General features: G+C 45.1%; 29 protein-coding genes and 5 pseudogenes. 8 read left to right on the forward strand and 26 right to left on the reverse strand.

What is annotated here, in order from left to right; translation table 11 throughout:
• Positions 1-207 precede the first annotated feature (207 nt).
• Positions 208-526 (forward strand): annotated as a pseudogene (locus tag AB447_RS04295) (YolD-like family protein).
• An 84-nt stretch (positions 527-610) separates the two neighbouring features.
• On the opposite strand, the gene AB447_RS04300 reads toward AB447_RS04295, so the two are convergent.
• Positions 611-1144, reverse strand: coding sequence for a hypothetical protein (locus tag AB447_RS04300; protein WP_048356169.1), 534 nt, complete (start codon positions 1142-1144; stop codon positions 611-613).
• Between the two features lie 128 nt (positions 1145-1272).
• Here AB447_RS04300 and AB447_RS04305 point away from each other — a divergent pair, with 128 nt between their 5' ends.
• Positions 1273-1500, forward strand: a complete 228-nt coding sequence (locus AB447_RS04305; protein WP_048356168.1) for a hypothetical protein — start codon at positions 1273-1275, stop codon at positions 1498-1500.
• A 62-nt stretch (positions 1501-1562) separates the two neighbouring features.
• Here the strand turns inward: AB447_RS04305 and AB447_RS27435 are convergent, their stop codons facing one another.
• The 13 genes and pseudogenes from AB447_RS27435 to AB447_RS04360 all read right to left on the reverse strand — a co-directional run bounded on the left by AB447_RS27435 (position 1563) and on the right by AB447_RS04360 (position 7237).
• Positions 1563-1763 (reverse strand): peptidoglycan-binding domain-containing protein, encoded by a 201-nt coding sequence (locus AB447_RS27435; RefSeq protein WP_048356167.1) that lies wholly within the window; start codon positions 1761-1763, stop codon positions 1563-1565.
• A 64-nt stretch (positions 1764-1827) separates the two neighbouring features.
• Positions 1828-2469, reverse strand: a complete 642-nt coding sequence (locus AB447_RS04315; RefSeq protein WP_232517693.1) for a M15 family metallopeptidase — start codon at positions 2467-2469, stop codon at positions 1828-1830.
• Positions 2470-2520: 51 nt separating this feature from the next.
• Positions 2521-2784, reverse strand: coding sequence for a phage holin (locus AB447_RS04320; RefSeq protein ID WP_048356166.1), 264 nt, complete (start codon positions 2782-2784; stop codon positions 2521-2523).
• Between the two features lie 15 nt (positions 2785-2799).
• On the reverse strand, positions 2800-3069 hold the full coding sequence (locus AB447_RS04325) for a hemolysin XhlA family protein (RefSeq protein WP_048356165.1): 270 nt from the start codon (positions 3067-3069) through the stop codon (positions 2800-2802).
• 185 nt (positions 3070-3254) lie between these two features.
• The gene (locus AB447_RS26655) at positions 3255-3419 is read right to left on the reverse strand and encodes a hypothetical protein (protein WP_232517694.1); all 165 of its coding nucleotides are present in this window, start codon (positions 3417-3419) and stop codon (positions 3255-3257) included.
• A gap of 14 nt (positions 3420-3433) precedes the next feature.
• Positions 3434-3604 carry an XkdX family protein gene (locus AB447_RS04335; protein ID WP_156415959.1) on the reverse strand — a complete coding sequence of 57 codons (171 nt, stop codon included), beginning with the start codon at positions 3602-3604 and terminating at the stop codon, positions 3434-3436.
• A gap of 14 nt (positions 3605-3618) precedes the next feature.
• Complete coding sequence (locus tag AB447_RS25675) at positions 3619-3765, reverse strand: hypothetical protein (protein WP_156415960.1); 147 nt, start codon at positions 3763-3765, stop codon at positions 3619-3621.
• A 13-nt stretch (positions 3766-3778) separates the two neighbouring features.
• A complete protein-coding gene (locus AB447_RS04340; protein WP_048356163.1) occupies positions 3779-4135 on the reverse strand; it encodes a hypothetical protein in 357 nt (118 codons plus the stop codon).
• Between the two features lie 17 nt (positions 4136-4152).
• The gene (locus AB447_RS04345; protein WP_156415961.1) at positions 4153-4767 is read right to left on the reverse strand and encodes a hypothetical protein; all 615 of its coding nucleotides are present in this window, start codon (positions 4765-4767) and stop codon (positions 4153-4155) included.
• Positions 4725-5159, reverse strand: a complete 435-nt coding sequence (locus AB447_RS04350; RefSeq protein WP_048356161.1) for a hypothetical protein — start codon at positions 5157-5159, stop codon at positions 4725-4727. Before AB447_RS04350 ends, AB447_RS04345 begins: the two co-directional genes overlap by 43 nt.
• Before the next feature lie 7 nt (positions 5160-5166).
• On the reverse strand, positions 5167-6015 hold the full coding sequence (locus AB447_RS04355) for a phage tail spike protein (RefSeq protein ID WP_057957445.1): 849 nt from the start codon (positions 6013-6015) through the stop codon (positions 5167-5169).
• 12 nt (positions 6016-6027) lie between these two features.
• Positions 6028-6183 (reverse strand): annotated as a pseudogene (locus AB447_RS27440) (phage distal tail protein); the annotation flags it as partial.
• Between the two features lie 109 nt (positions 6184-6292).
• Positions 6293-7237, reverse strand: coding sequence for an iron-hydroxamate ABC transporter substrate-binding protein (locus AB447_RS04360; protein WP_048353145.1), 945 nt, complete (start codon positions 7235-7237; stop codon positions 6293-6295).
• A gap of 162 nt (positions 7238-7399) precedes the next feature.
• Between AB447_RS04360 and AB447_RS24975 the strand changes: the two are divergent.
• The 4 genes and pseudogenes from AB447_RS24975 to AB447_RS04370 form a co-directional block, all read left to right on the forward strand.
• Positions 7400-7676: pseudogene (locus tag AB447_RS24975) on the forward strand (Na-translocating system protein MpsC family protein).
• A 270-nt stretch (positions 7677-7946) separates the two neighbouring features.
• Positions 7947-8747, forward strand: a complete 801-nt coding sequence (locus tag AB447_RS04365; RefSeq protein ID WP_048353146.1) for a formate/nitrite transporter family protein — start codon at positions 7947-7949, stop codon at positions 8745-8747.
• A 361-nt stretch (positions 8748-9108) separates the two neighbouring features.
• Positions 9109-9231 (forward strand): annotated as a pseudogene (locus AB447_RS24980) (YrzI family small protein).
• A gap of 19 nt (positions 9232-9250) precedes the next feature.
• Positions 9251-9828, forward strand: a pseudogene (locus AB447_RS04370) (transposase); the annotation flags it as partial.
• Between the two features lie 84 nt (positions 9829-9912).
• On the opposite strand, the gene AB447_RS04375 reads toward AB447_RS04370, so the two are convergent.
• From AB447_RS04375 to rpmG, 8 genes are all read right to left on the reverse strand, one after another.
• Positions 9913-11808 carry an LTA synthase family protein gene (locus AB447_RS04375; protein WP_048353147.1) on the reverse strand — a complete coding sequence of 632 codons (1896 nt, stop codon included), beginning with the start codon at positions 11806-11808 and terminating at the stop codon, positions 9913-9915.
• Positions 11809-11938: 130 nt separating this feature from the next.
• The gene (locus tag AB447_RS04380) at positions 11939-12910 is read right to left on the reverse strand and encodes an ROK family glucokinase (protein ID WP_048353148.1); all 972 of its coding nucleotides are present in this window, start codon (positions 12908-12910) and stop codon (positions 11939-11941) included.
• A gap of 28 nt (positions 12911-12938) precedes the next feature.
• Positions 12939-13136, reverse strand: coding sequence for a YqgQ family protein (locus AB447_RS04385; protein WP_048353149.1), 198 nt, complete (start codon positions 13134-13136; stop codon positions 12939-12941).
• A 98-nt stretch (positions 13137-13234) separates the two neighbouring features.
• Positions 13235-14689, reverse strand: a complete 1455-nt coding sequence (locus AB447_RS04390) for a spore germination protein (protein WP_048353150.1) — start codon at positions 14687-14689, stop codon at positions 13235-13237.
• A 69-nt stretch (positions 14690-14758) separates the two neighbouring features.
• Complete coding sequence (locus AB447_RS04395) at positions 14759-16297, reverse strand: rhomboid family protein (RefSeq protein ID WP_048405805.1); 1539 nt, start codon at positions 16295-16297, stop codon at positions 14759-14761.
• 100 nt (positions 16298-16397) lie between these two features.
• Complete coding sequence (locus AB447_RS26130) at positions 16398-16571, reverse strand: hypothetical protein (RefSeq protein ID WP_096891857.1); 174 nt, start codon at positions 16569-16571, stop codon at positions 16398-16400.
• 46 nt (positions 16572-16617) lie between these two features.
• Complete coding sequence (locus AB447_RS04400; protein ID WP_048353159.1) at positions 16618-17178, reverse strand: 5-formyltetrahydrofolate cyclo-ligase; 561 nt, start codon at positions 17176-17178, stop codon at positions 16618-16620.
• A 49-nt stretch (positions 17179-17227) separates the two neighbouring features.
• Positions 17228-17377 carry a 50S ribosomal protein L33 gene (gene rpmG, locus AB447_RS24985; RefSeq protein ID WP_003153056.1) on the reverse strand — a complete coding sequence of 50 codons (150 nt, stop codon included), beginning with the start codon at positions 17375-17377 and terminating at the stop codon, positions 17228-17230.
• 551 nt (positions 17378-17928) lie between these two features.
• Here rpmG and AB447_RS04415 point away from each other — a divergent pair.
• Together AB447_RS04415 and AB447_RS04420 are read left to right on the forward strand one after the other, a co-directional pair.
• A complete protein-coding gene (locus AB447_RS04415) occupies positions 17929-18279 on the forward strand; it encodes a hypothetical protein (RefSeq protein ID WP_046130043.1) in 351 nt (116 codons plus the stop codon).
• On the forward strand, positions 18276-18758 hold the full coding sequence (locus AB447_RS04420) for an endolytic transglycosylase MltG (RefSeq protein WP_048353153.1): 483 nt from the start codon (positions 18276-18278) through the stop codon (positions 18756-18758). The genes AB447_RS04415 and AB447_RS04420 overlap by 4 nt, the downstream gene beginning before the upstream one ends.
• A gap of 145 nt (positions 18759-18903) precedes the next feature.
• Here the strand turns inward: AB447_RS04420 and pstB (AB447_RS04425) are convergent, their stop codons facing one another.
• The 4 genes from pstB (AB447_RS04425) to pstC are packed head-to-tail and all read right to left on the reverse strand — an operon-like array spanning position 18904 to position 22354.
• A complete protein-coding gene (pstB, locus tag AB447_RS04425) occupies positions 18904-19683 on the reverse strand; it encodes a phosphate ABC transporter ATP-binding protein PstB (RefSeq protein WP_048353154.1) in 780 nt (259 codons plus the stop codon).
• 13 nt (positions 19684-19696) lie between these two features.
• A complete protein-coding gene (gene pstB, locus AB447_RS04430) occupies positions 19697-20518 on the reverse strand; it encodes a phosphate ABC transporter ATP-binding protein PstB (protein ID WP_048353155.1) in 822 nt (273 codons plus the stop codon).
• A 19-nt stretch (positions 20519-20537) separates the two neighbouring features.
• Positions 20538-21425, reverse strand: a complete 888-nt coding sequence (pstA, locus tag AB447_RS04435) for a phosphate ABC transporter permease PstA (protein WP_048353156.1) — start codon at positions 21423-21425, stop codon at positions 20538-20540.
• On the reverse strand, positions 21425-22354 hold the full coding sequence (gene pstC / locus AB447_RS04440) for a phosphate ABC transporter permease subunit PstC (RefSeq protein ID WP_048353157.1): 930 nt from the start codon (positions 22352-22354) through the stop codon (positions 21425-21427). The genes pstA and pstC overlap by 1 nt, the downstream gene beginning before the upstream one ends.
• Positions 22355-22385: the final 31 nt, after the last annotated feature.

Genomic DNA, 22385 nt, shown 5'->3' on the forward strand with positions numbered 1-22385 from the left:
TCTTATCTCTGTGTTATTTTTTTGTTCTTTATCAGTTGTCGTTTTTCGCCCCTGAACGGAACTTTCGTTATTTCCGTGTTATTTTTTAAAAAAATAACATACTACTCGAAAACAGAACAAACGTTCTTATATAATCATCTCAGAAGGAGATGAAACACCATGAGAGACGACAACCTTAAAAATCGAGGCACAATCAAACGGACGGCAATGATGCTGCCGGAGCATGCCAGTTTGCTTCGAGAGTTAGAAAGCAACCACAACAGAGTAAAAAGGCCGGTGCTTGACATGGCCCAAATAGAAGACATGGAACGGGTCATATGCGAGGCGATGGAATATAATACCCCGGTGGAGTTCGCTGTATTTAAGCCGCTGCCGTTTTTAAACGGGGCAGACACTGGGGAAATCATTTATATAGAAGGAAAAATCCATTACATAAATCAGATTCGGAAGGTTTTTCATGTCGTGGATTCAAGGGGATACCAATCTCATTAAATTTAAGGATGTTGTCGGCGTCGAAATAAAGTAAGCCCTTCTTTTGTTGGGAAGGGCTTCGCTCATCATATGGCCGGTAACAAGTTAGTATACGAAAAAGATTGATTCTGTGCTCTGTTTATTTTCTTTTACCAGCTTTAAACGCCTTGTATTCGTAACCTATTTGTTTTGAATACTTTTTATCTTTGTAAATATACATATCAAGAATGGTGTATCTATATTTTTTGTCATCAGCGACATATTGAGTAGTGGAATAGTAACGTGTAGGTTTTTTCTTGTAGTAGGTTGGGAAAACGACGTTTGAGAATAGAACAGCGAATCTCCATTTTAAAGTGACTAGTGTTACAGCAAGTCGAGTTGCTAATTCCTTAGCAGTGTCCAAGTTTTTAGAGTTTCCTCGGAAGTGGTCTACGATTTTCCATTTGCTCATAGGAGGTACGGCTTGGATATGAACCTGTCCATTTTCATCCATAACAGCCATCTTAGGATTCATAACAGATGAATTTGAGAGTTCCTCAATTTGCTGTAATTCAGTTTTAACAACGGTTGGAGTGAATGATACGCTTTCGTTTTCTGCTGCCTGTGATGAGTAAGGAAAGAAAGTTGACCCCAACAATACCGCAACCAATACGGTCACAACAACTTTTTTCATTTTTTCCAACATCCTTTCGTGTTATATTTGTTATGTAATTACTTGTGATGTCAGGGTAATTATACCATATAAGGAAATAGTCTACCAATTTAATTTGCAGAATTTTATCAAAAATGGAGGGTCATATGATGGATGAAGATAGACTTGGAGTAATAGAAAAGGTTGCGTATATCTTATCTCTCGTCTTCGTTATTGTGTGGATTTTCACGCCTGAGTCAGTTCAAATAGTCTTTAAAGTGGCGTCTTATATTATGCTTAGTGTTGGATTCTTCATGTCCGGATACCTAGAGAGAAAAGAGAAAAACCCTATATTATTGGTTATTGCATGGGTTGTAATTACTATTTACATTTTTTAGACGGCCGCAAAGCGCCGACTAATATCGGTGCTTTGCTTTTGCCTACACATAGGGGTCTTTTATTATGCAAACAACTTTGTCCAAGTAGCTTTACCGACAATACCATCCGTAGACAAACCTTTCGCCCTTTGAAAGGATTTAACCGCTTTTTCAAGGCCGCTACCAAAAATAGAGTCAAGGCCGTTCACTTCATACCCTTTGCAGATCAGTAACGCTTGCAGTATCCAAGTCAGGTTACCTCTGGCTCCTTTACGGACATTCACGGAAGCCGCGCGGGTTTTCGGACCCCAAAGGCCATCAACGACAAGACCGCTTTAAACTGTTTATTTAATTAGTTTGGAAGCCTTTAAGTAAAGCCTTGTATGTTTCCGGACCCGGGAAGCCGTCAACTTTAATTTTTAGACCGTACCGTTTGTTTAATGTTTCCTGAATGGTTTTGACTATCGACCTGCCGCCTGAAGATGATTTTTTCGGCTTATCTAATACAGCAGGTGTAGGATTTTTGACTTTTGATACCAGATTCGGGCGCTTGCCAGCCTGCAATTGCGACAATGTTAAGCCGCCCATCATTTCTAAATGTGGGTAATCTTTAAAGCTTTTCCAGTCACCTCCCCAAGCAAACCCTAGAGCTTTTGCAATTTGAGCAACTCTTTTCCATTTGCTATTGATAGTCCAAAGTGCTGTTTTTCCGTCTGAAGTCAATAGAACATAGTCGACGGCTAAACCATAATTGTGGTTTGACTGCCCACCTTTTGCATTCGTAACGATTTTTCCGTGTGCTGTACGTCCTTGAGCATACAATCTATTTTGTTCCGCAAAAGAGCGATATCCCGATGTAATCTGGACATAGATGTCCTCTTTATAAGCCCGCTTAATCACTTCAATAGCTGTTTCTTTCACGACTGAGTGAATCCCCGAACCCATATTTCCGACAGACCGATCAATCAAATTTTGTAATGAAACTGTCACTTGAATCACTCCTATTTTGTTTTAAATAAAAAAGGCTGCCGGGCGGCAACCTCATTTCGTTAACCCTTTTTGTTTCAGAACTTCTTTCTGCAGCTTTCCTTTGCCAGTGACATAGTTGTTTTTATACCAAGCGATAACGGACGTGACGATGGTAAACACTGTGGAGCCAGTCGTATACAAAGCGTCTGCCAGCGTGTTGACCTGGTCCTCGGTGACCGGAAGAGCAGCCTTCCCGAACATGATCAAAGTTTGGTTTACCAATGCGATAAAAAGAAGCACCGTACGGACTACAGTGCCTTTGTCAAAGTTTTTCATAATGTGTTTTCCTCCTTATTTTTGAATAAAATTAATGAAAAGCGCCGCAATTCCGGAGATCACCAGCGTACAAACCGCCGTTATGATAGCGCCGGTAATGCTACGTTTAATCCAAGTTGTGTTTTCTTCAATTTTGTTGAGTTTTTCATTGATGGACATAATCTGCTGATCGTGTCGGTCAGACGTTCTCTCCAAAGTGATGACGCGCTGTTCGAGCGTTTTGTGATCAGCTTTGAGTTCAGTGATCTCCTTTTGAAAGACGTCCAATTCATTTGACTGTGGCATGTCCCTTAATCCTCCTGTTCTCACATCGTTTTCACCTTCTTAGAGGCAAAATAAAAAAGCCGCTGATTCGCCGCTTTAGTTTGTATTATTCAGTTGCTGCGCCGCTCTCTTGCTGCACACCATCCGCCTGCGAGTTGCCTATGCGCTCTTCCTGCAACTCCTTTTTAAGCTGTTCATTTTCCTGCTCAAGGTTCTGCCTTCTCTGCCTTTCGTATATATAGGCTTCGAGCTTCCGCCAATCTATCATGCGTTTGGTTCATTTCATCTTTGTAAGCCGCTGCCTTTAATGCCTGTCTTTCAAACTGCGCTTTTAATTCCTCATGCTGCTTTTTCAATTCTTCAAATGTCATTTTGTTTTCCTCCCTTATACTTCGTCTGCGAATGCGTCGACGCGTGGATTCTTCATGATTTCCGCGCGCTCTTCTTCGGTTATCATTCCACTTTCAACAAGCCTGTACATTTCCTTTGTGGTCACAGTTCCATTCAGCCAGCAGTAATAAAAATGCCCGTAGTAACGACTTTTACCATCGAACACATTCACCGCCTCCGTCACGATTTTGTCCCTTCGAGTCTCAGGATCAAGTCATTGGCAAGACGTTGGGTGTATGCCAACTGCTCCTGCAACATCTCTTCTTTTGTTTTTTGGCCGAATTTCTCTTTTGCTTCGATGTTTTGCTCATTAGGTACCAGTTTCATTGGTTGCCTCCCACTAATGGAAATTGAATATTTCGCCGGTTCTGCTGCCGTCGGTGTCTACCGTTATACTTAAAAGTGTATGGATAAGCCGCTTGTCACCGCTGTATCCCGGATAATACCCGTCTGGATCTACGTATGACCGGTTCAAAATATATTTCATTTCGTTTGTTGAAACATCTAATTCGACAAAAAGATCATATGCGACTTTTAATTGATGATCGGGAATTAAATCGAATGAAACGGCTTCAAACCGGTACTCATCGTCATTATGTTTAAGGACACAGGCGCTTATCTCGATTCCTGCGTCCGTTTCTGTCACTTCCATGCCTTCAAAATACCATGCGGCCGGAACGTCTCTTCTTTCGATCATTTTAATGACACACCTCTTTAACTTACTTCATAGAAAACTAATAATCTTATAGTCATGCTTTGCCCAGCGACGCCGGATGTCACGCCCGTTCCCCTTACATACATTTTGAATCCGCTTGATGATTGATTTTCGATACCGACTGTCACAGCGCTGGAATACGCTCCATATGCTTGAGGGAAAACCGCGGAACAGTTTTCAATTTTGTTGTTTTCTCCATCTCCGGGAAATGTATAGTTGATACTGTTATATGCTGTAGATCCGCCGTTCGATGGCAAAACGACCGATGTTTCAAACACAAAAGCCCCAAGATTGCACTGCAATCCTCCGTATGTGTCTGTAAGGCTTCTTGAAAGACTTCCAAAAACGGCCGGATAAGGAGTCCATGTGTTATTGCCTCCTATCATCCTCGTTTTATCTGGCAAAAATAAATTAGGAGTATCAATATAAACTTGTTTACCGGCTTTCAAACGCATACCGCCGGATGCTACGACATCGAAATTTACAGGTTTGAATCGGAACCATGCTTGTTCACCGCTAATAAGTGCCGCATTAACACCGTTTGGATCAAACGTGTCGTACGGTGTACTTCTTAACTCATCATATAAATTACCGTCACCGGTTGTAATAGCCATGATTTCGGTACGTCGTCATTTGAAAAAATATCTTGAGTCATTCTAAACCGCGAGACTTTGTCATAATCTCCGAAAAATCTATCGGGATTGTCTTGGATTTTGTCTTCTGAATAAATTTCTATTTGTGGTACACCGCTAGTTTGGTCTTCAGAGGGGGTTCCTCGTATCGAGAATTTCCCGTTACCGATTTGGATTGTGCTGTAAACCTCATTCAGATCAATTACCGAACTAAAATATTCGCCTGTTTCTTGTTCAAACATCCCGGCCGTGATAGTTAGCTTGTTATATTTCTTATCGGAGTCCCTTGTCCATTGATAAAAGGTTCCATCCTGTATCCATGATTCGAAATTATCGCTTTGTCCGGCAGCCTCGAACCGGGCACCGCGAATCAATGAACCTTCAATCGTGATTCCCTTGATCGTCCCGGCGTTGATCTTGTCGGCCGACAGGTTGGCGATTTTCGCGTTTGTGATGGCCCCGTCTTCGATCTGAGCCGTTCCAATGATCGCCGTTTGCGACGCTCCACTCAACATCTGAGAAATCAATGTACCGAGTGTTTCCCCCGCCTTCAGTTTCAAGGCTGGCACCGTAGCCATAAAAGGCCGTTGCCGGGTAGCTCAGAACGGTTCGAGTGATCTCCTGAATGTCTTTATCGATTTCAGCCCGCTTTCCGGTGTCTTTCCCACGTCGGGGAAGTATATGCACAATCCGGTCAATGATCCGGTCGCTTTCTTCGTCGAATACGACCTCGTCGTAAAGTTCGCCACCCCAAATCTGCAAAATTTGATTAATGGCCTCCATGGCACTGATACGATAGAAATTAGTTGAATTTAGGCCCAGTTCGGCCGTTACATTGCCGCGCCATCTCGTACCCTCTAAAACACGATCTATGACATACTGAGCCGTTTTTTCTTGTGGCCTAATGTCAGTTACGAACTCATCGTAAAGCTCCGCTATAGCCGGCTCACAAATGGCACGAATACCCGGATTTGCGCCATCGTCGGTATCCTCCAGTTCCTTTATAACAAAAAGTCGTTTTCTCCCCTTACGGTCCTCGAAAACGACTTGATTTTCCTCAACGATATATTGACTATCTTCATGGTCAGCATCAACGACAAAAGAAAAAGAAGAGCCGACATTCAGCTCTTCTCGAAAAGGTGCTTCATAGAAACGACATGTTCCTTTTGCATCACTCGATATGATCGTTAATTTTCTATCCATATCATCGAAAACCCACATATCGGCCATAAACGCACCCCCTTACATATACGCCTTTTTAAATGAAATACTGCTTTTATGTGTTGTGTTTACGGTGATTTCTCCGACCGGAATATTGAACCACCTTGAAAGCATACGCAGCGCATTCATGTTCACTTTGCCGCTGATTACTACTCTTCTTTTATCAAAATAAATAACAAAGGTATCCCCTTAATCATATGAAGGATGCTTGTTCGGCGAACATCAATCATAAAAAAAGCTTCCGCCCCAAGGACGGAAGCGCCGCAAATCAAGCAGCTCTTTTATTCTATTTTGTTAAACTGTCCGTTATGAATTTCAACTGCCCTTCTAATGAAATCGGATCGGAAAAATAGAAGCCGATCGGGTCGATTTTATAGACATGTCCGCTTTTGACAGCGCCGAGGTTTTTCCAAATTGAAGTGTCGAACACACCGCCGTCGTCTCCGCCTGATTGCCAAGGACCTATAAAAATATAGTCTCCGGCGAAGTCAGGCAGCTTTTCCATCGAAATGCTCGTATACCCGGGGCCGGTGCTGATGGCTTTTTCCTTTGTTAGCTTTGTGGCGTTTAATCCGAGTTCTTTATAGACAATGCTTCCGCCCCGTCCGAATTTTTCCCCGAACACGTAAATCTCTTTGCCGTTCGTCTGCATAATGGAGACCGTTTTGTCACCGACGGCTTTTTGAACTTTCGGTTTTGCCGCCGCAACTTTTTTGTCCCACTCAGCCAGCCATTTTTCCGCTTTATCTTCCGTTCCAGTCATCTTCCCGAAATCTTCAAGTTGTTCTCTCATGCCCTTTCCGTATTTCAGAGCGACCGTAGGCGCGATTTTTTCCAGCTTTTCGACATCCGCCCCTTGAGTTGTCCAAACGATGATCAGGTCAGGTTTTAAATTAATGATTTTTTCTTCAGAAACTCCGTCACCAATGTTTGTCACGCCATCGGTTTTTCCTTTGAAGTACGGGTTTTTGAATACTCTGTCAGACGCCCCGACCACGTGAATGCCGAGCGTCTTGAGATATCCGTAATAGTCATCAGCCAAGACCACCACCCGTTTTGGGTGCTTAGGGACTTTAACCGTTCCGTTTTCAGCCTTATATGTAATGGTTTCTTCCTGCTTTGAGTCTGAAGAAGAGCCTTTGTTCGCTGATTGATTTCCGCATGCTGCCAAGGCTGAAATCAATAATAAGGCAAAAAAAGCTGCCGTGATTTTCTTGCATCTATGAGTCATCTTTCATTCCTTCTTTCTGAGTTTTGATAAAGAGAATCATTATCAATATGATTATATCACAACAAAACGCAGGTAAACACGATGTTTTTCGAAATGTTTCCCTACTGTATTCCGACAGCGCCAACAAAGCTTCCGGCCAATGAATGAAAACTTCGCAAAGAATTGTTCGGCAAAGGGCCTGAACGGATTCACACTGTATTTGTAGAAAACATGGCAGTCTCAACACTGTATGAAAACCCGAGTGCAAGCGAGCAGTTTATCGCCCGCCACCTGAAGGAAGAAAAACGGTAGATGCGGGCCGGACAAGCCTGATTCAAGATCTTTATTCCAAACAAACGCCGGAAGGGATGGAGGAGCTGATCGGGGCTAAGCCAGTTCATTTGTTTTCTGATATAAAATTGAGGGAATTCTCGCTGTATCTGCGTTTGTCTTTGACTAAAAAATAGATGAACATTTGTCATTGACACATTTTTGTCACAATTGATATAATGTTGCTACAGTTATAGAAGACAAAAGCAATGGAATGTATGCACGAACTGTATATATTCTCTTTCAATATCTTAATTCTGCTTGATTTTGTTGTATGGGTATGCATACAAGTTAGGCAGCATTCGAACGCCTGGTTGACACAGGTTATTTGAGTGCTGCCTTTTTTTATTGTCTTTCTGCCATAACTGTGAGAAAAGAAGAAATAATGGAGGGTTTTAGTATGGCTTTTCGGAAACCGGATGAAATAGCGGATGCAGCAATTGAAGCAGGGATGAAAAAAATACAGCTCCCGCTGCCGTCTCTGCTTGTATTGGGGTTTTTAGGCGGCGCATTTATCGCGCTTGGGTACTTGCTTGATATCAGGGTAATCGGCGACCTGCCGAAAGAATGGGGAAGCCTGTCCAGCCTGATCGGAGCTGCCGTATTTCCTGTCGGTCTGATACTTGTGGTGCTCGCTGGCGCTGAATTGATCACAGGGAATATGATGTCCGTTGCGATGGCTTTCTTTTCAAGAAAAATATCACTAAAACAATTGGCGGTTAACTGGGGAATCGTCACGATTATGAACTTAATCGGCGCACTGTTTGTTGCTTACTTTTTCGGACATTTGGTTGGATTGACTGAAACAGGTCCTTATTTAGAAAAAACGATCGCCGTTGCACAAGGAAAACTCGATATGAGCTTCGGCAAGGTTCTCATTTCCGGCATCGGCTGTAACTGGCTTGTATGTCTTGCGGTATGGCTTTCTTTCGGCGCACAAGACGGAGCAGGAAAAATCCTTGGGATCTGGTTCCCAATTATGGCTTTTGTGGCAATCGGATTTCAGCACGTTGTCGCCAACATGTTTGTGATTCCCGCAGCCATTTTTGCAGGCTCGTTCACGTGGGGGCAGTTTATCGGAAACATCATTCCGGCTTTTATCGGCAATGTCATTGGCGGAGCCGTGTTTGTCGGTCTCATTTACTTTATTGGATACCACAAGAAAGACCGCTCCAGAAAAGAAATGAAGCAGGTATCATAAACAAAGGGCAAATCCACTCGATGAAACATGCGAATTCCGTCCGTATTTGGAAAAAGATGTTCATAAAATGAAATTTGGTGGATATGCTTACAAAGTAAGAAAAAAGCAAAAGAGGCTGAACAAAATTACAATGAGACAGCGACGTCAACCTGGACGTGATACAGCCTGTGGAAGAGTTCGTGTCCTTCCTTAACCGATGCTTATCGCACGCATTAAAATCGGAATAGACGGACATACGGCTCCCCGCAGGCAGTAGAGGCATTGGTGTCTTCTTTTGTCTGCGGTTTTTACTTGCCCGCGGCAGAAGAAATGATGCCGGGGATTATTTCGCTTGAAGCGGATTTGAAAGGAGGTGAGCGATATGACGATTAACAAAAGGTTTAAAAACCCGGAAGAATTCGAATGAGAACAGCAGATTGAGCAAATTTATGATGAAATGAAAGAGTCTCAGTTAAAGCATCTTTATTTAACAAACTGGCGCTAAAAGCAATAAAAAATTTGAATTAGATCACCAAATTGCACGATTTGATTTTGAAGTTGGAGCCGTCGCTCTTTATTCTGGTTATTTAACGACTCCGATCTGTAAAGAATTAGCTGACCGCCATATTTTTGGCGTTATTGCCCATAGACGATATCACCCTACTAGAGGCTTGTTTCCAAAATGGAAGTTTCATGATGACAGTGAAAAAGACAGTTACATTTGCCCGAACCAGCAAACACTTACATACTCAACAACTGACCGAAAAGGCTGCCGGTCATATAAATCAAATCCTGAAACCTGTTCCGCATGCCCATTGCTTGAGCACTGCACAAGATTAAAGAACCGCCAGAAAGTCATTGCCCGGCATGTATGGGAGGACCACAAAGAAAAGACCAGACAAAATCGTTTGTCTGTTTCAGGGAAAACCCTCTATAAAAAAAGAAAAGAAAAAATAGAGCGAAGCTTTGCAGATTCAAAACAGCTGCATGGACTTCGCTATTGCAGGTTGAAGGGAAAATGGAATGTGAGTGACAAGTTCTCCTCACAGCCGCATGCCAGAACATGAAGAAGATTGCCACATACCTAGCCAAGCAGGGCTAGGTATGTGGGAGCTCTTTTTCTGTATCTAAAATCCGATGAATACAGCACAAAAAAAGCTTCCGGCCAATGCACGGAAGCTTTTTCCTATTCTTTATTGCTTTTCTTTTGGTGGCTTTTTAAACGTTCACTGTCGTAAAATCTCAGTAAATCCCCGTAAATGATTTGATCAGAGTATGAGAGCTCCTGTTTTGCTTTTTCGACAAAAGCCTCACAGCTTTCTTGATCTTTCGCAGACTTGCCGGTTGATTTATCATAGCATACGCCGTCTGTGTATATGCGGTCCTTCGTAATGACGCTTCCGTCGCGAAGGACTGTGAATTCCGTTTTATCGCGGGAAAACAGGTCGTTCCCGAACTGGATTTGATCGCTTGAATCGATCCCGAGCAGGTTGAGCAATGTCGGACGGATATCAACCTGTCCGCCGACGGTGTCAATCGTTTTCGGCTTTTTATCCGTGACGCCCGGAATATGGATCACAATCGGGACTCGTTGAAGCTGCACTTCCTCAAAAGGCGTGATTTCCTTGCCGAGGAACTGTCCCATCGCTTCATTATGGTTTTCCGAAATTCCGTAATGGTCCCCGTATAACACGATTATCGAATTTTCATACAGTCCGTCCTTTTTCAGCTTTTCAATAAACCGCTTAAGCGCTTCGTCCTGATAGCGGACGGTCGGGAAATATTTGTTCAGCGTGCTGCTTTTCGAATCGAATTCGTCGATCATTTTATCCTCTTCGTTCAGTTCAAAAGGAAAATGATTCGTCAGCGTGATCAGGCGGGTGTAAAACGGCTGCGGAATTTCTTTCATCAGCTCTGATGTCTGCTCAAAGAATTCTTTATCTTTCAATCCCCATCCTACCGAGTTTTCATCATTTACGTCATACGATTTGACATCGTAAAACTTATCATATTTAAGCGACTCATACATGATGTCCCGGTTCCAGAAGCTTTTGTTGTTCGCATGAAAAACCGCGGAATAATAGCCGTGATTTTTCAAAATGGCAGGCATCGCCGTATACTTGTTTGCAGCATTTGTAAAGAAGACCGCTCCTCTTCCCAAAGGATAAAGAGAGTTGTCGACGATGAATTCAGAATCTGCTGTTTTCCCCTGTCCTGTCTGATGATAAACGTTTTCAAAACTGTAGCTTTTTTTGATCAGGTCGTTCAAATAAGGAGTGATTTCTTTGCCGTTCAATTTCCGGTTCAAGACAAAGCTTTGGGTGGATTCCAATGAAACTAAAATCACATTGCGCCCTTTGGCGATTCCGGACATATCCTTGCTCGGGTCAGTCCGGTTTGCGCTGAGATAGTTTTCGATTTCGGTGAGGCTGTTGCTGTCAGCCAGTGCGCGCTGGGCAGACTGCTTGGACTGGATCAGGGCATCGTAGATGTGGAAATTGTAGAGGCTGATGTTTTTGACGAGCACTTCCCTGTCAAACGATCTCGTCAAGAGCTGCGGCCTCTCTGTTTCCGATACTCCCAGATTGAAAAAGAAAACGGCTGCGACAAACAGAAAGTAGGCCGCCTTCTCTTTCCTTGTCGCCGCACCGACGGTTTTCTCCGGCTGGCGCTTGTACAGCCACATCAAAATGATGATGTCAACGGCAAGAAGGAGATCGGTAGGCATGAACAGGGAATTGATGCTGCTTCCCAAGTCGCCCATGTTATTCGTCTGGAACAATACCGGGATCGTCAGGAAGTCATTGTAAAAACGGTAGAAAATCATATTTGCCAAAAGGACGAACGTCAGAACGATGCTCACCACGATAATAAAACGATTTCTGTTTTTTTCTTTAAAAAACAGGCTGATTCCGAAAATAAACAGCAAAAAGCTTAGTGGATTGATGAACAAAATAAACTCTTGCATGAAATTTTCGATTTTAATATTGAAGCTTGTTTTATACACGACATACGTTTTCAGCCACATCAGCAATGTCGCAATGAGCAAAAACGAAATTTTCGAAAAAAATGACTTTTGCATTCCTAACCTCCCTATACAGCAATCAGGCAGATTCCATAAATTTCTTATTTTAGTAAAAAGGTTAAAAATAACTAAATTATATCTTAGCGTGTCTTCATAAAAAAATCAATCCATTTTAACAAAGCTACCCTTAATGAAGCTGGGCCTCGCTTTGCAGCCATGCGTTCTTTGCGATCCACGCTCCGCCGATAACGCCGGCATCATTTCCGAGCGAAGCGATCACGATATCCGCAGCCTCTCCCGCTCTTGGAAACACGTACTTTTTAAACGATTTTTCAACATTGGCGCGGAGGATTTCGCCCGCTTTTGATACGCCGCCGCCAATGACGATTTTTGAAGGATTCAACGAGCTTGCCAGATTGCCGAGAACCAGTCCGAGATGGTTTGTAACATATTCGATGACATACGCTGCTGCCGGATCGTTTTGTTCAGCCGCTTCGAAAATTTCGCGTGACGATAGTGCAGGGTGATCTTTTAAAACGGTTTCACAATCGCCTGCCGCAATTTTCTCTTTGGCGATCCTGACAATGCCGGTGGCGGACGCAATCGTTTCAATGCAGCCGGTTTTCCCGCAGTTGCAAGGGGCACCTCCTTCTGCAACAGCACAAATGTGGCCGATTTCCCCTCCGGCTCCGTTCTTGCCGTGGACGATTTCACCGTTGACGATAATGCCGCCGCCGACACCGGTTCCTAACGTAGCGAGAATGAGATGTTTTGCGCCGTCACCCGCACCTTTCCACATTTCCCCGAGAGCGGCGATGTTTGCGTCGTTTTCGATGACGGCCGGAAGCCCTGTTTCCGCCTCCAGATGGTCTTTTAACGGATAGTTTTCCCAGCCCATATTGGTCGTCTTGTAAACGACGCCCGTCTCTATATTGACCGGTCCCGGCGCCCCCATTCCGATCCATTTTAAGATGTGTTTCGGCTTCCCGATTTCCCTCAGCTTGCTGTCAATCGCTTTTGCGATGTCTACCGTCACCGTTTTTCCCGATTTATCGGTCGGGATTTCCCACTTGTGCCGGATTTCCCCATAAGCGCTTACAAAAGCGAGTTTTACGGTCGTTCCCCCGAGGTCGACTCCGACCAGCCAGCTTTCATTCATCATAAGTCCCCCTTAAAACCCAACTGTTTTATTTTCTCTTTACATTTGTCAGTTCATTCTGCAAAATCGACATCGCTTGTGCCCATTCTTCTTTCTCGATCAGGTTTGCAAAAAGCATTTCTTTGAGTTCGTCCATCATATACTCAAGCTCCAGCTCCCGATCTCCGAAATACACATAGCACCCGAACCGTTTCAAGAACAACTGTACATCGTATGCTGTTTTCATGTCATCCACCATTCTTTTAAAAACCTAACAATAGCGTATAAATAAACCCGGTTGGCGTCAAGCAAAAAAAGCCTGTCTTCTCATTATGAAAACAGGCTTTAGCGGTCGGGGTCCTGCGGGTCCAAAAATACGGGCCTTCTGTTTTTCAGCGGCATCGGAGTGCGAATCGCGATATCGCGGAAAGCCCTGTAATCAAAGGGAATAAACGGCCATAAATAAGGAACATGAAAGGATTTCATCCTTACCAAATAAATGATCCAGCAGAAAATGCCGATAACAAAGCCCATTGGACCAAAAGCGCCCGCAGCGATGAGAAGCGCGAGTCTGACAAGGCGGTTGGCGATGCTCATCTCATAGCTCGGCGTGGCGAACGTGCCGATCGCCGCAACGGCTAAATACAGCACGACCTCATGGGAGAAGAGTCCGACCTGCACTGCCACTTCGCCGATCATTAACGCAGCCACAAGACCGAGAGCTGTGGCAAGCGATGACGGCGTGTGAATCGCCGCCATTCTCATCATATCGACCCCTAATTCGATGATCAGAAACTGCGCCAGTAACGGAAGTGCTCCCTTTTTATCAGGGCCGATATAATGAAGGGCGTCCGGCAGCAGTTCAGGGTGAATGGACAGCAAAAACCACAGCGGCAGCAGGAAGATCGATGCCAATACCGATATAAAGCGAACCATACGCAAATAAGCCCCTGCCAGCGGTTTGTTTCTGTACTCTTCCGCATGCTGCAAATGGTGCCAGAAGGTTACAGGCGTAATCAGGGCGCTCGGCGAGCCGTCGACAAAGACGAGGATGTGGCCTTCATACAAATGTACGGCCGCCGTATCAGGCCTTTCTGTATAGCGGACCGTCGGATACGGATTCCAATGCCGGCCGCCGATGTACTCTTCCAGCGTTTTTTCGGCCATTGTCAAAGCATCTGTATCGATCGTTTCCAGTGATTTTTTTAGCTTTTTCACGTTCTCCAAATCGGCGATGTCTTCAAGATAGCACACGACAACATCCGTCTTGCTTCTTCTCCCGACTTGGAGGATCTCCATTCGGAGCGAACGGTCGCGGATTCTTCTCCTTGTCAATGCTGTGTTAAATACAATCGTTTCGACAAAACCGTCCCTCGATCCCCTGACGACACGTTCATTGTCAGGCTCTTCGGGATTTCTTGCCGGGTATGTCCTGGCATCTATAATAATGGCATGATCGACACCGTCTGCAAGCAGCACGGCGGGACCCGCCAGCACCTGGTCTGCTGCTTTGTCGAGGTCATCCTCCGTCGAAACTTCGATATAAGGTATATAGGTTTTGATCAGCTTTTCGAGCGGATCGTCTTCCAAACACTCGGGAGAAAGCTTTGAAAGATTTTTCAGCAAATGATGCGTGATATCGTCTTTTACAAACCCGTCGACCAAATACAGGGCCATGTTTCTTCCGGCATAGATCACGTCGAGCCGGATCATGTCAAAGCTTTTGCCGACCCCCAATTTTTCATTTAAATAATCGACATTTTCAGCCAGGTTTTCCTTCACAAACTGTTTTTTTTCCATGAAAAAGCTCCCGTCAAAAGATCTGTTTTTCAGACCATTTTTAACATAACGGAAGCATTTCATACTTGATTACTTGTCTAATTCATTTATAATTTCATTCTTCAGCATTTGATACATCTTTTCATCCGGTTTTTCTTTTAGCGCCTGTTCAACGGACTGCTCCGCTTTTTTCAATTCTCCCTTTCCGACGTACAGCACTGCCATATAATAGAAGGAAGCATGATCTGAAGGATCTTTTCTAACGAGGGCCGCGAGCCTTTTTTCAGCAGTATCATATTCGCCGAGCTGAATTTCGGAAATGGCGAGTATTTTCAAAATGTCGCTTGAAGCGTCTTTCCGTCCGGCGGCTTCCTGCAGCGCATTCCTCACCTTTTCGTATTCGCCTTCTTCATACCATTTCCTGGCATTATACAGGAGGGCGCTTTCCTGAACCGGCACGGAATGAAAGCCCCAGTAAAGCGCTCCTCCGCCAATGACAAGGACTAAAACCCAGCCGATCACCCGCAGCCCCGCGTTCCTTTTCCCGGGGAGCCCGACTGCCATTGCCGAAAGCAATCCCCCGATCAAGCCGCCGATATGCCCGGCGTTGTCAATGTTCGAAACGGCGAAGCCGAGCCCGAGGTTCAGGATAATGATGACGATAATATTCGTTCCAATCGTCTTTAAAAAGGCCTTTCGGTTTGAAAAAGCGAGGAACAAAAGGGCTCCCAGGCACCCGAAGATTGCCCCTGATGCTCCCGCAGAAGGGTACGGACTGAACAAAAAGCTGCCGATCGAACCGAAAACCCCGGCCGTTATGTAAATGGCGAGAAACCGGAATGAACCGTAGACCCTTTCTGCTGCCGCCCCTACCGACAACAATGCAAACGTGTTAAATAACAGGTGGACGAGTCCGATATGGAGGACGATCGGCGTGAGCAGTCTCCACCACTCCCCCGCCAATATTAAGCTGTTTTCCTTTGCGCCAAACCGAATGAGCGTTTCGGTATTTTGGCTTCCTCCCGCTATTTCTAATAGAAGAAACATGATGACTTGAAGACCGGCGAAAAACCAGGTGACAATCGGCGTTCCCCTTTCAAAAAGCGCCGCTTCCCGCTTTCTTTCCTCTTCCCTGCGCTTTGCAGCCTCCAAAACCTCATCCCTGACTTTCACGGCTTCTTCGTATGTAGCATCCTTGATGTCTTCCGTCCAGCCGCCTGTATGTATGTGTAAGGCCGCAGCGATTTTCTTGAGGCCTTCCTCTATAGAGGCTTCATCGATGAATATCGGCGCAATGCTGACTCTTTTGCCTTCAACCGAATGGCTGACGACGTCTTCCCACTCGTCAACAGGCGCTTGCTGTGATAAATAAACGGTTAAAACCGAAAGCTTCCGTCTGCCTGAAGCTGCCCTTAAACGCTCCGTTCTTTCCGCTAATGACTCAAGATCGCGGACGAGCTCCTGTCTAAAATCAATATCCTGCCTGTAGATGCGGATCAAATCGTACGGAGCGCTTCCCCCGGCTTCAAGCCAGGCTTCCCCAAACGAAGCCGGCGCCTGCACGAGCTCATAATCCCGTTCCAAGAGGTGTTTGATGAAATTCCAGTACATGTAATCAAATGAATACATAGCGTCGCTCCACAATGTTTTTTGTTCATTATAACAGGAATCGCCCTTTCTTGCCCGGTTTCACATCAGCGCATAAAAAATCCCGTTTTTGAAACGGGATTTAAAACGCCTGCTGGATAAACTTGTTTCGGATAAACGGAATTCTCATGATCCAATGAATGAAGTAGTGGCGGATTCTGTCGCGGCCAAGAATGAAATTGATCACACGATAGCGGTTTTGAAAAAATACGAGTGCGGCAAGCGTGCCCAGTACAATAAAAGTCATTTTCCTCATATCATCCCTCCTATAACCGTATCGTGTCTCATTTTACAATATTTATTCAGCGGCAAACGAATGTCCTTTCCTCGGTGAAAATTTGCTTCACCGGGATATCGTGCACCTCGCGGGGAACGCGCTCAACGATTTGGCAATGAAAGGCAAGCGACGCCGTCTCATTCATAAAGCCCTCCAAATACCGGTCATAATAACCGCCGCCATAACCGATCCTATAGCCCTCAAGGTCAAAGCATATCCCCGGAACGACGATAAGGTCGATATCCTCCGGCTTGATCAGCTCTGTTTTATGTATGATCGGCTCCTGGAGCCCGAAGTAGACGACCTCCAGCTCGCTGTCATCTTTGAAGCGGCGGAAATGCATCCCTTTTGTTTCAGGGAGGCATTTTGGAATACACACCGTCTTGCCTTCGCGCCAAGCCCGCTCAATAATCGGCCTTGTCGGAATCTCCGGCTTTCTTGAGATGGTCATGGCGATGACAGAAGAATCCGCCCACTCCTTCGACTCTAAAAACGCCTGCTGGATCGCCTTTGTTTTTTGCCGAAATTCCTGATCCGTAAGCTTTGCAAGTTGATTTCTGACCTCGCTTCTTAACGAACGCTTCACATCGATCCCCCTTTCAAATTGAAAAAAACAGCAGGAAAATTCCTGCTGCTTACTTTGTTTCGCGATGTAAAGTTGATTTTTTGTCACGTGGGCAATACTTTTTGAATTCAACGCGATCCGGGTTGTTACGCTTGTTCTTTTTAGAAATATAGTTACGCTCGCCGCATTCAGTGCAAGCCAAAGTAATATTTACGCGCATTTATTTTCCCTCCAAACTATATATCATTTGCTGTTCAGACCTATCTATAATACCACTATTGAAGCCGGAATGCCAGGCGTTTTTTTCAGTTTGTGCGGGTTTAGCCAAAAGTTTTGAGACATATACGCCTTCCCAAAATGCTTTTCTGCTGTTTGCCGGTCATGCAGGCCGAAAATAAAAGCCTTCCCCTTTTCTTTGTCCTCTTTAGGAGCGTAAGTCCTGAAAGAGTTCATCAATCGCCAAGGCACGGCTTAGACCGCTGGCAGGATAAAATCCTCAACTCCGGGGGCTTATGTTCGGAATCTATTTGCAAACGATCGCTAGAAAACGAAAAACCGTTTCGAATATTATATTGAAAAGGCGTTTTCCCGGCTCGCCGCTTCACAATCATGCCGCTCCCCGAAGAGCTTGTTTCCTTATACACCATACAAAAGCACCAATGAAAATGAATTTTGTCGACAAATTTTTTATTTTTTTTATTAATTCCTTTTGAAGCAAGCGTTTTTATGGTATAAAAAAGAAGGAGAAAATAAGAATTGAAGGTGATGAACGTGGAAATTGCTATCATTGCGCTGCTCGTTGTCAGCATTGCGCTGATCGCATTCTCATATTTTCAGAGAGAACCGATTAAAGAAGTTGAACAGGAACTGGAAACGCTCCAGCTGTCCGCCATGCAGGAAATCTATAAGCTGAAAAAGAAAATGACAGTGCTTGAAGAAGAGCTCCTCGATTCAAACGTCGTTGTCCGCAGACCGAACGCAGGGATCAGCCAGCATATCGCAAAACAAATTCTTTCAAAATATCAAAACGGCATGTCAGAAGAAGCGATTGCAAAAGCAGAGCATGTCTCTGTTGAAGATGTAAAAGCGATCATCAAGGATAATGAGAGGGTGCTCGTATGACCAGACAAAGTGTACAAGCTTTCGCCGGGGGAATGATTTTGGCGACGGCTGTTCTGGCGGGCACATTTTACCTGACGGGCAGCGGAAACGCAGAATCTTCAAAAAACAAAGTCAGTGAAGCCGATGTCAAAACATATTTGAAAGACAATGATCAGGTCTCGCTTACACGAACAGATTACCAGGACCTTCTGCAATATAAAGAAAAGGCGCTAAAACAGGATGACGCCAGCCAAAATGAGAAAGACTCAGGACAAGATAACGAGCCGAAAAAAGGCTCCAAATACAAGCTTGAGATCAAAAAAGGCATGAGCACGGCAGAGGTTGCCGATATTCTCGAAAAAGAAAAGGTTGTCCCATCAGCAGATGATTTTAAAGACTATGTAAAAGACGCGGGCTACGAATCTAAAATCCGCGCAGGCAAATACGAATTAAAGCGCGGATCGAGCTTAAAAAGCATCGTCAAGGCTCTATCCCGTTAAAAAACAGGCTGTCTCAATACAGCCTGTTTTTTTGCTATTGCCAATGCCAAAAAAGCCTCTTCTAACGACTTCCTTCCGTTGACCGAAAGAACCCCCTCGCATCATAAAAAGGCTGCCGATGAGAGTCGGCAGCCTGCCATTACCATCAGCCAAATCGGCCGGTAATATAATCTTTTGTCCTCACATCGTCCGGAGACGAAAACATTTTAAACGTATCGTTACATTCGATGAGCTCTCCCATCAGGAAAAAAGCGGTCTGGTCAGAAATCCTGGAAGCCTGCTGCATATTATGAGTCACGATGGCGATCGTGTACTTTTCTTTCAGCTTCAGCATGAGCTCTTCGATTTTCAAGGTGGATACAGGGTCTAATGCCGATGTCGGCTCATCCATCAGCAAAACATCCGGATTCGTTGCGAGTGCTCTTGCGATGCACAAACGCTGCTGCTGGCCTCCGGAAAGGCCAAGCGCCGGGGCTTGAAGGCGGTCTTTTACTTCATCCCACAACGCCACGTCAATCAGCGCTTTTTCCACTCTTTCGTGCAATTCTTTTTTATTTTTTAATCCGTGGATTCGCGGTCCGTATGCGACATTATCAAAGATCGACTGCGGGAACGGATTTCCTTTTTGAAACACCATACCGACTTTTTTTCTTAATTCGACAAGATCGATTTTGCTGTTCAGCACATTTTTTCCGTCATAGACGATTTCGCCGGTCATTTTAACGTTTGGAACCATATTGATCATCAGATTCAGCGTCTTAATAAAAGTCGATTTTCCGCAGCCTGACGGGCCGATGATCGCGGTAATTTCGTATTCCGGAATGGTCAGGTTAATATTTTTTAATGCATGGTGGCTGCCGTACCACAGATTCAAATCGCTGATCCGGTACACCTCTTTTTGCTTTACTGCTGCAACTGCGCTCATGAAGCCGTCCTCCTTATCCAAATCTGCCGTTGATATAATCGTCTGTCTTTTTTTCTGATGGATTGGTGAAGATTTTTTCCGTCCGGTCGTATTCAACCAGATCACCGTTCAGAAAAAATGCCGTTTTATCGGAAATTCTTGAAGCCTGCTGCATATTGTGTGTGACAATGATGATCGAATATTCCTTTTTTAACGCAACGATTAATTCCTCTATTTTCGCGTTTGAAATCGGGTCAAGGGCAGAAGCCGGTTCATCCAGCAGCAGCACTTCCGGCTTCATGGCAAGCGTCCGCGCGATGCAGAGCCGCTGCTGCTGGCCTCCGGACAATGACAGTGCCGACTGATGGAGCCTGTCTTTCACTTCATCCCACAATGCGGCTTTTGTCAAGCTTTCTTCCACGATATCATCCAGCACCGATCTCCTTCGTTCTCCCGCATATTTTAACGCATGGGTAATGTTGTGATAAATCGATTTCGGAAAAGGATTCGGCTTCTGAAAGACCATCCCGATTTCCCTTCTGAGATTGACAACGTTGATGTTCGAATCCAGAATATTAACCCCTTCATATACGATTTTGCCCGTCGTTCTGGCGGATGCGATCAGGTCGTTCATTCGGTTAATGCTTCTTAGAAAAGTTGATTTTCCGCAGCCTGACGGACCGATCAGAGCTGTAACAGCATGTTTGTCAATATCGAAAGAAATATCGTTGACAGCCCGTTTCTCTCCATAATATATATTTAAGTTCTCCACTTTTAAAATGTGTTCTTTCGTTTCGGGCAGCGGCGCAATTCCAATCGTCTCACGCGCGATCTCCAAAGCCGGAATTTGAACCATCAGATGTCACCCTTCCTTTTTATTTATGAGCCGTTAGTTTCTTATGAATAAAGGAGCCAAGCCATCTTGCGGCAAGATTAAACAGCAGGACGGACAAAACGAGAACAGCTGACCCGCCGTTTGCGATCGCTTCCGCATCAGGAATAATGCCCTGTGTATTGACGTTCCAAATATGGACGGCAAGCGTTTCCGCCGGTCTGAAAATATTGAGCGGAGACGTTTCCGAAAAAGGATTCCAATCGGCAAAATTCAGTCTCGGCGTTGTCAGGCCCGCCGTAAATAATAAGGCGGCCGCCTCACCAAAAACGCGTCCTGACGCAAGGATTGCCCCCGTAATAATCGACGGGACTGCCCCCGGGATTAAAACGGTTTTAATCGTATGCCATTTCGAAACGCCCAGTGCCAGAGATGCTTCTTTTTGCTCTTTCGGAACCGAGCGGATCGCGTCCTCTGTCACCCGCACCATCACAGGCAGGTTAAAGACCGTCAGCGCCAGGGCTCCGCCGATAATGGTGTATCCCCAGCCGGTCAGGTTGACAAATACCAGCATGCCGAACATCCCCATAACGATGGAAGGAAGGGATGACAGCACTTCGATACAGATGCGGATAAAGTCGGTCAGCTTGTTGTCAGGCGCATATTCTGCCATATATATACCGCCGCCCACTCCGAGCGGAACAGTGATGATCATGGTCAGCACCAAAATGTAAAACGAGTTGAACAGCTGATCCCGAATGCCTCCTCCGCTTGACAGTGCGCTGGAACGCGACGTTAAAAATTCGAGGCTGATATGCGAAAAACCGCCTACGATAATATAAGAAAACAACCCGACGAGAATCGCGGTGATCACCGCGGCGATCAATCCGAAAACACCAGTTGCGATACGATCAGTTACTTTGCTGTTCATTACAGTTTCCTCCTGGATGACAGATATCGGATCAGCAGAATGAACAAGAACGACATGATCAACAGAACGAGCCCCATCGACCAAAGCGTATTGTTTTCCACGCTTCCATACGTTGTATGTCCCATGTTTAACGTAATAATCGTTGTCAATGTTCCCGCTGGATCCAAGAGACTCTCAAAAAGATTCCTTGAGTTTCCGATCACCATCTGCACGGCGAGCGCTTCTCCGAACGCCCTCGCCATTCCGAGCACAACCGCCGTAAGCAGCGACGGCAGAGCGGCAGGAATCAGCACCTTTCTGATCGTCTGCCATCTCGTTGCACCCAGTGCATACGATCCTTCCCTCAGGCTTTTCGGCAGCGAGCTGAGCGCATCCGTGGAAATTGAAGTGACCGTCGGCAAAATCATGACAGCCAGGACAATCGTTCCCGCCAGCAGACTGTGCCCCGATCCGCTTGTTTTCAGATGACTGATGAACGGCACTAATACTGTAAGGCCTATGAATCCATAAACGACGGAAGGAATGCCAACAAGCAATTCGACAACCGGCTGCAATACTTTTCTTCCCCACGAAGGTGCGATTTCGGTCATGAATATCGCGCCTCCGATTCCAAGCGGTGCAGCAATCAAAGCTGCAAGAAAGGTTACAGCAAATGACCCGAGAATAAACGGAAGCGCTCCGAATTCAGGGTTTTGGTTTGTTGGATTCCAATCTAGACTGGTTAAGAACTCAATCGGACTTACACCGTTAGCCAGAAAAGATTGCAACCCCTTGTTTCCGAGGAAGATTGTAATCGAAATCGCCGCCGCCATCATAATAAACGCGCACGATGCGACCAGTATCTTCCCGCGGACTTCATCCATTTTACGATTTTGTTTGGAGCTGATCAGCCGCTCTTCTGCGGACAGTTTCTCTATTTTTTGAACCATTTTTTACACTCCTATTAAAACAAGTCATAAT

This window comes from Bacillus glycinifermentans, assembly GCF_001042475.2.
Lineage (GTDB): Bacteria > Bacillota > Bacilli > Bacillales > Bacillaceae > Bacillus > Bacillus glycinifermentans.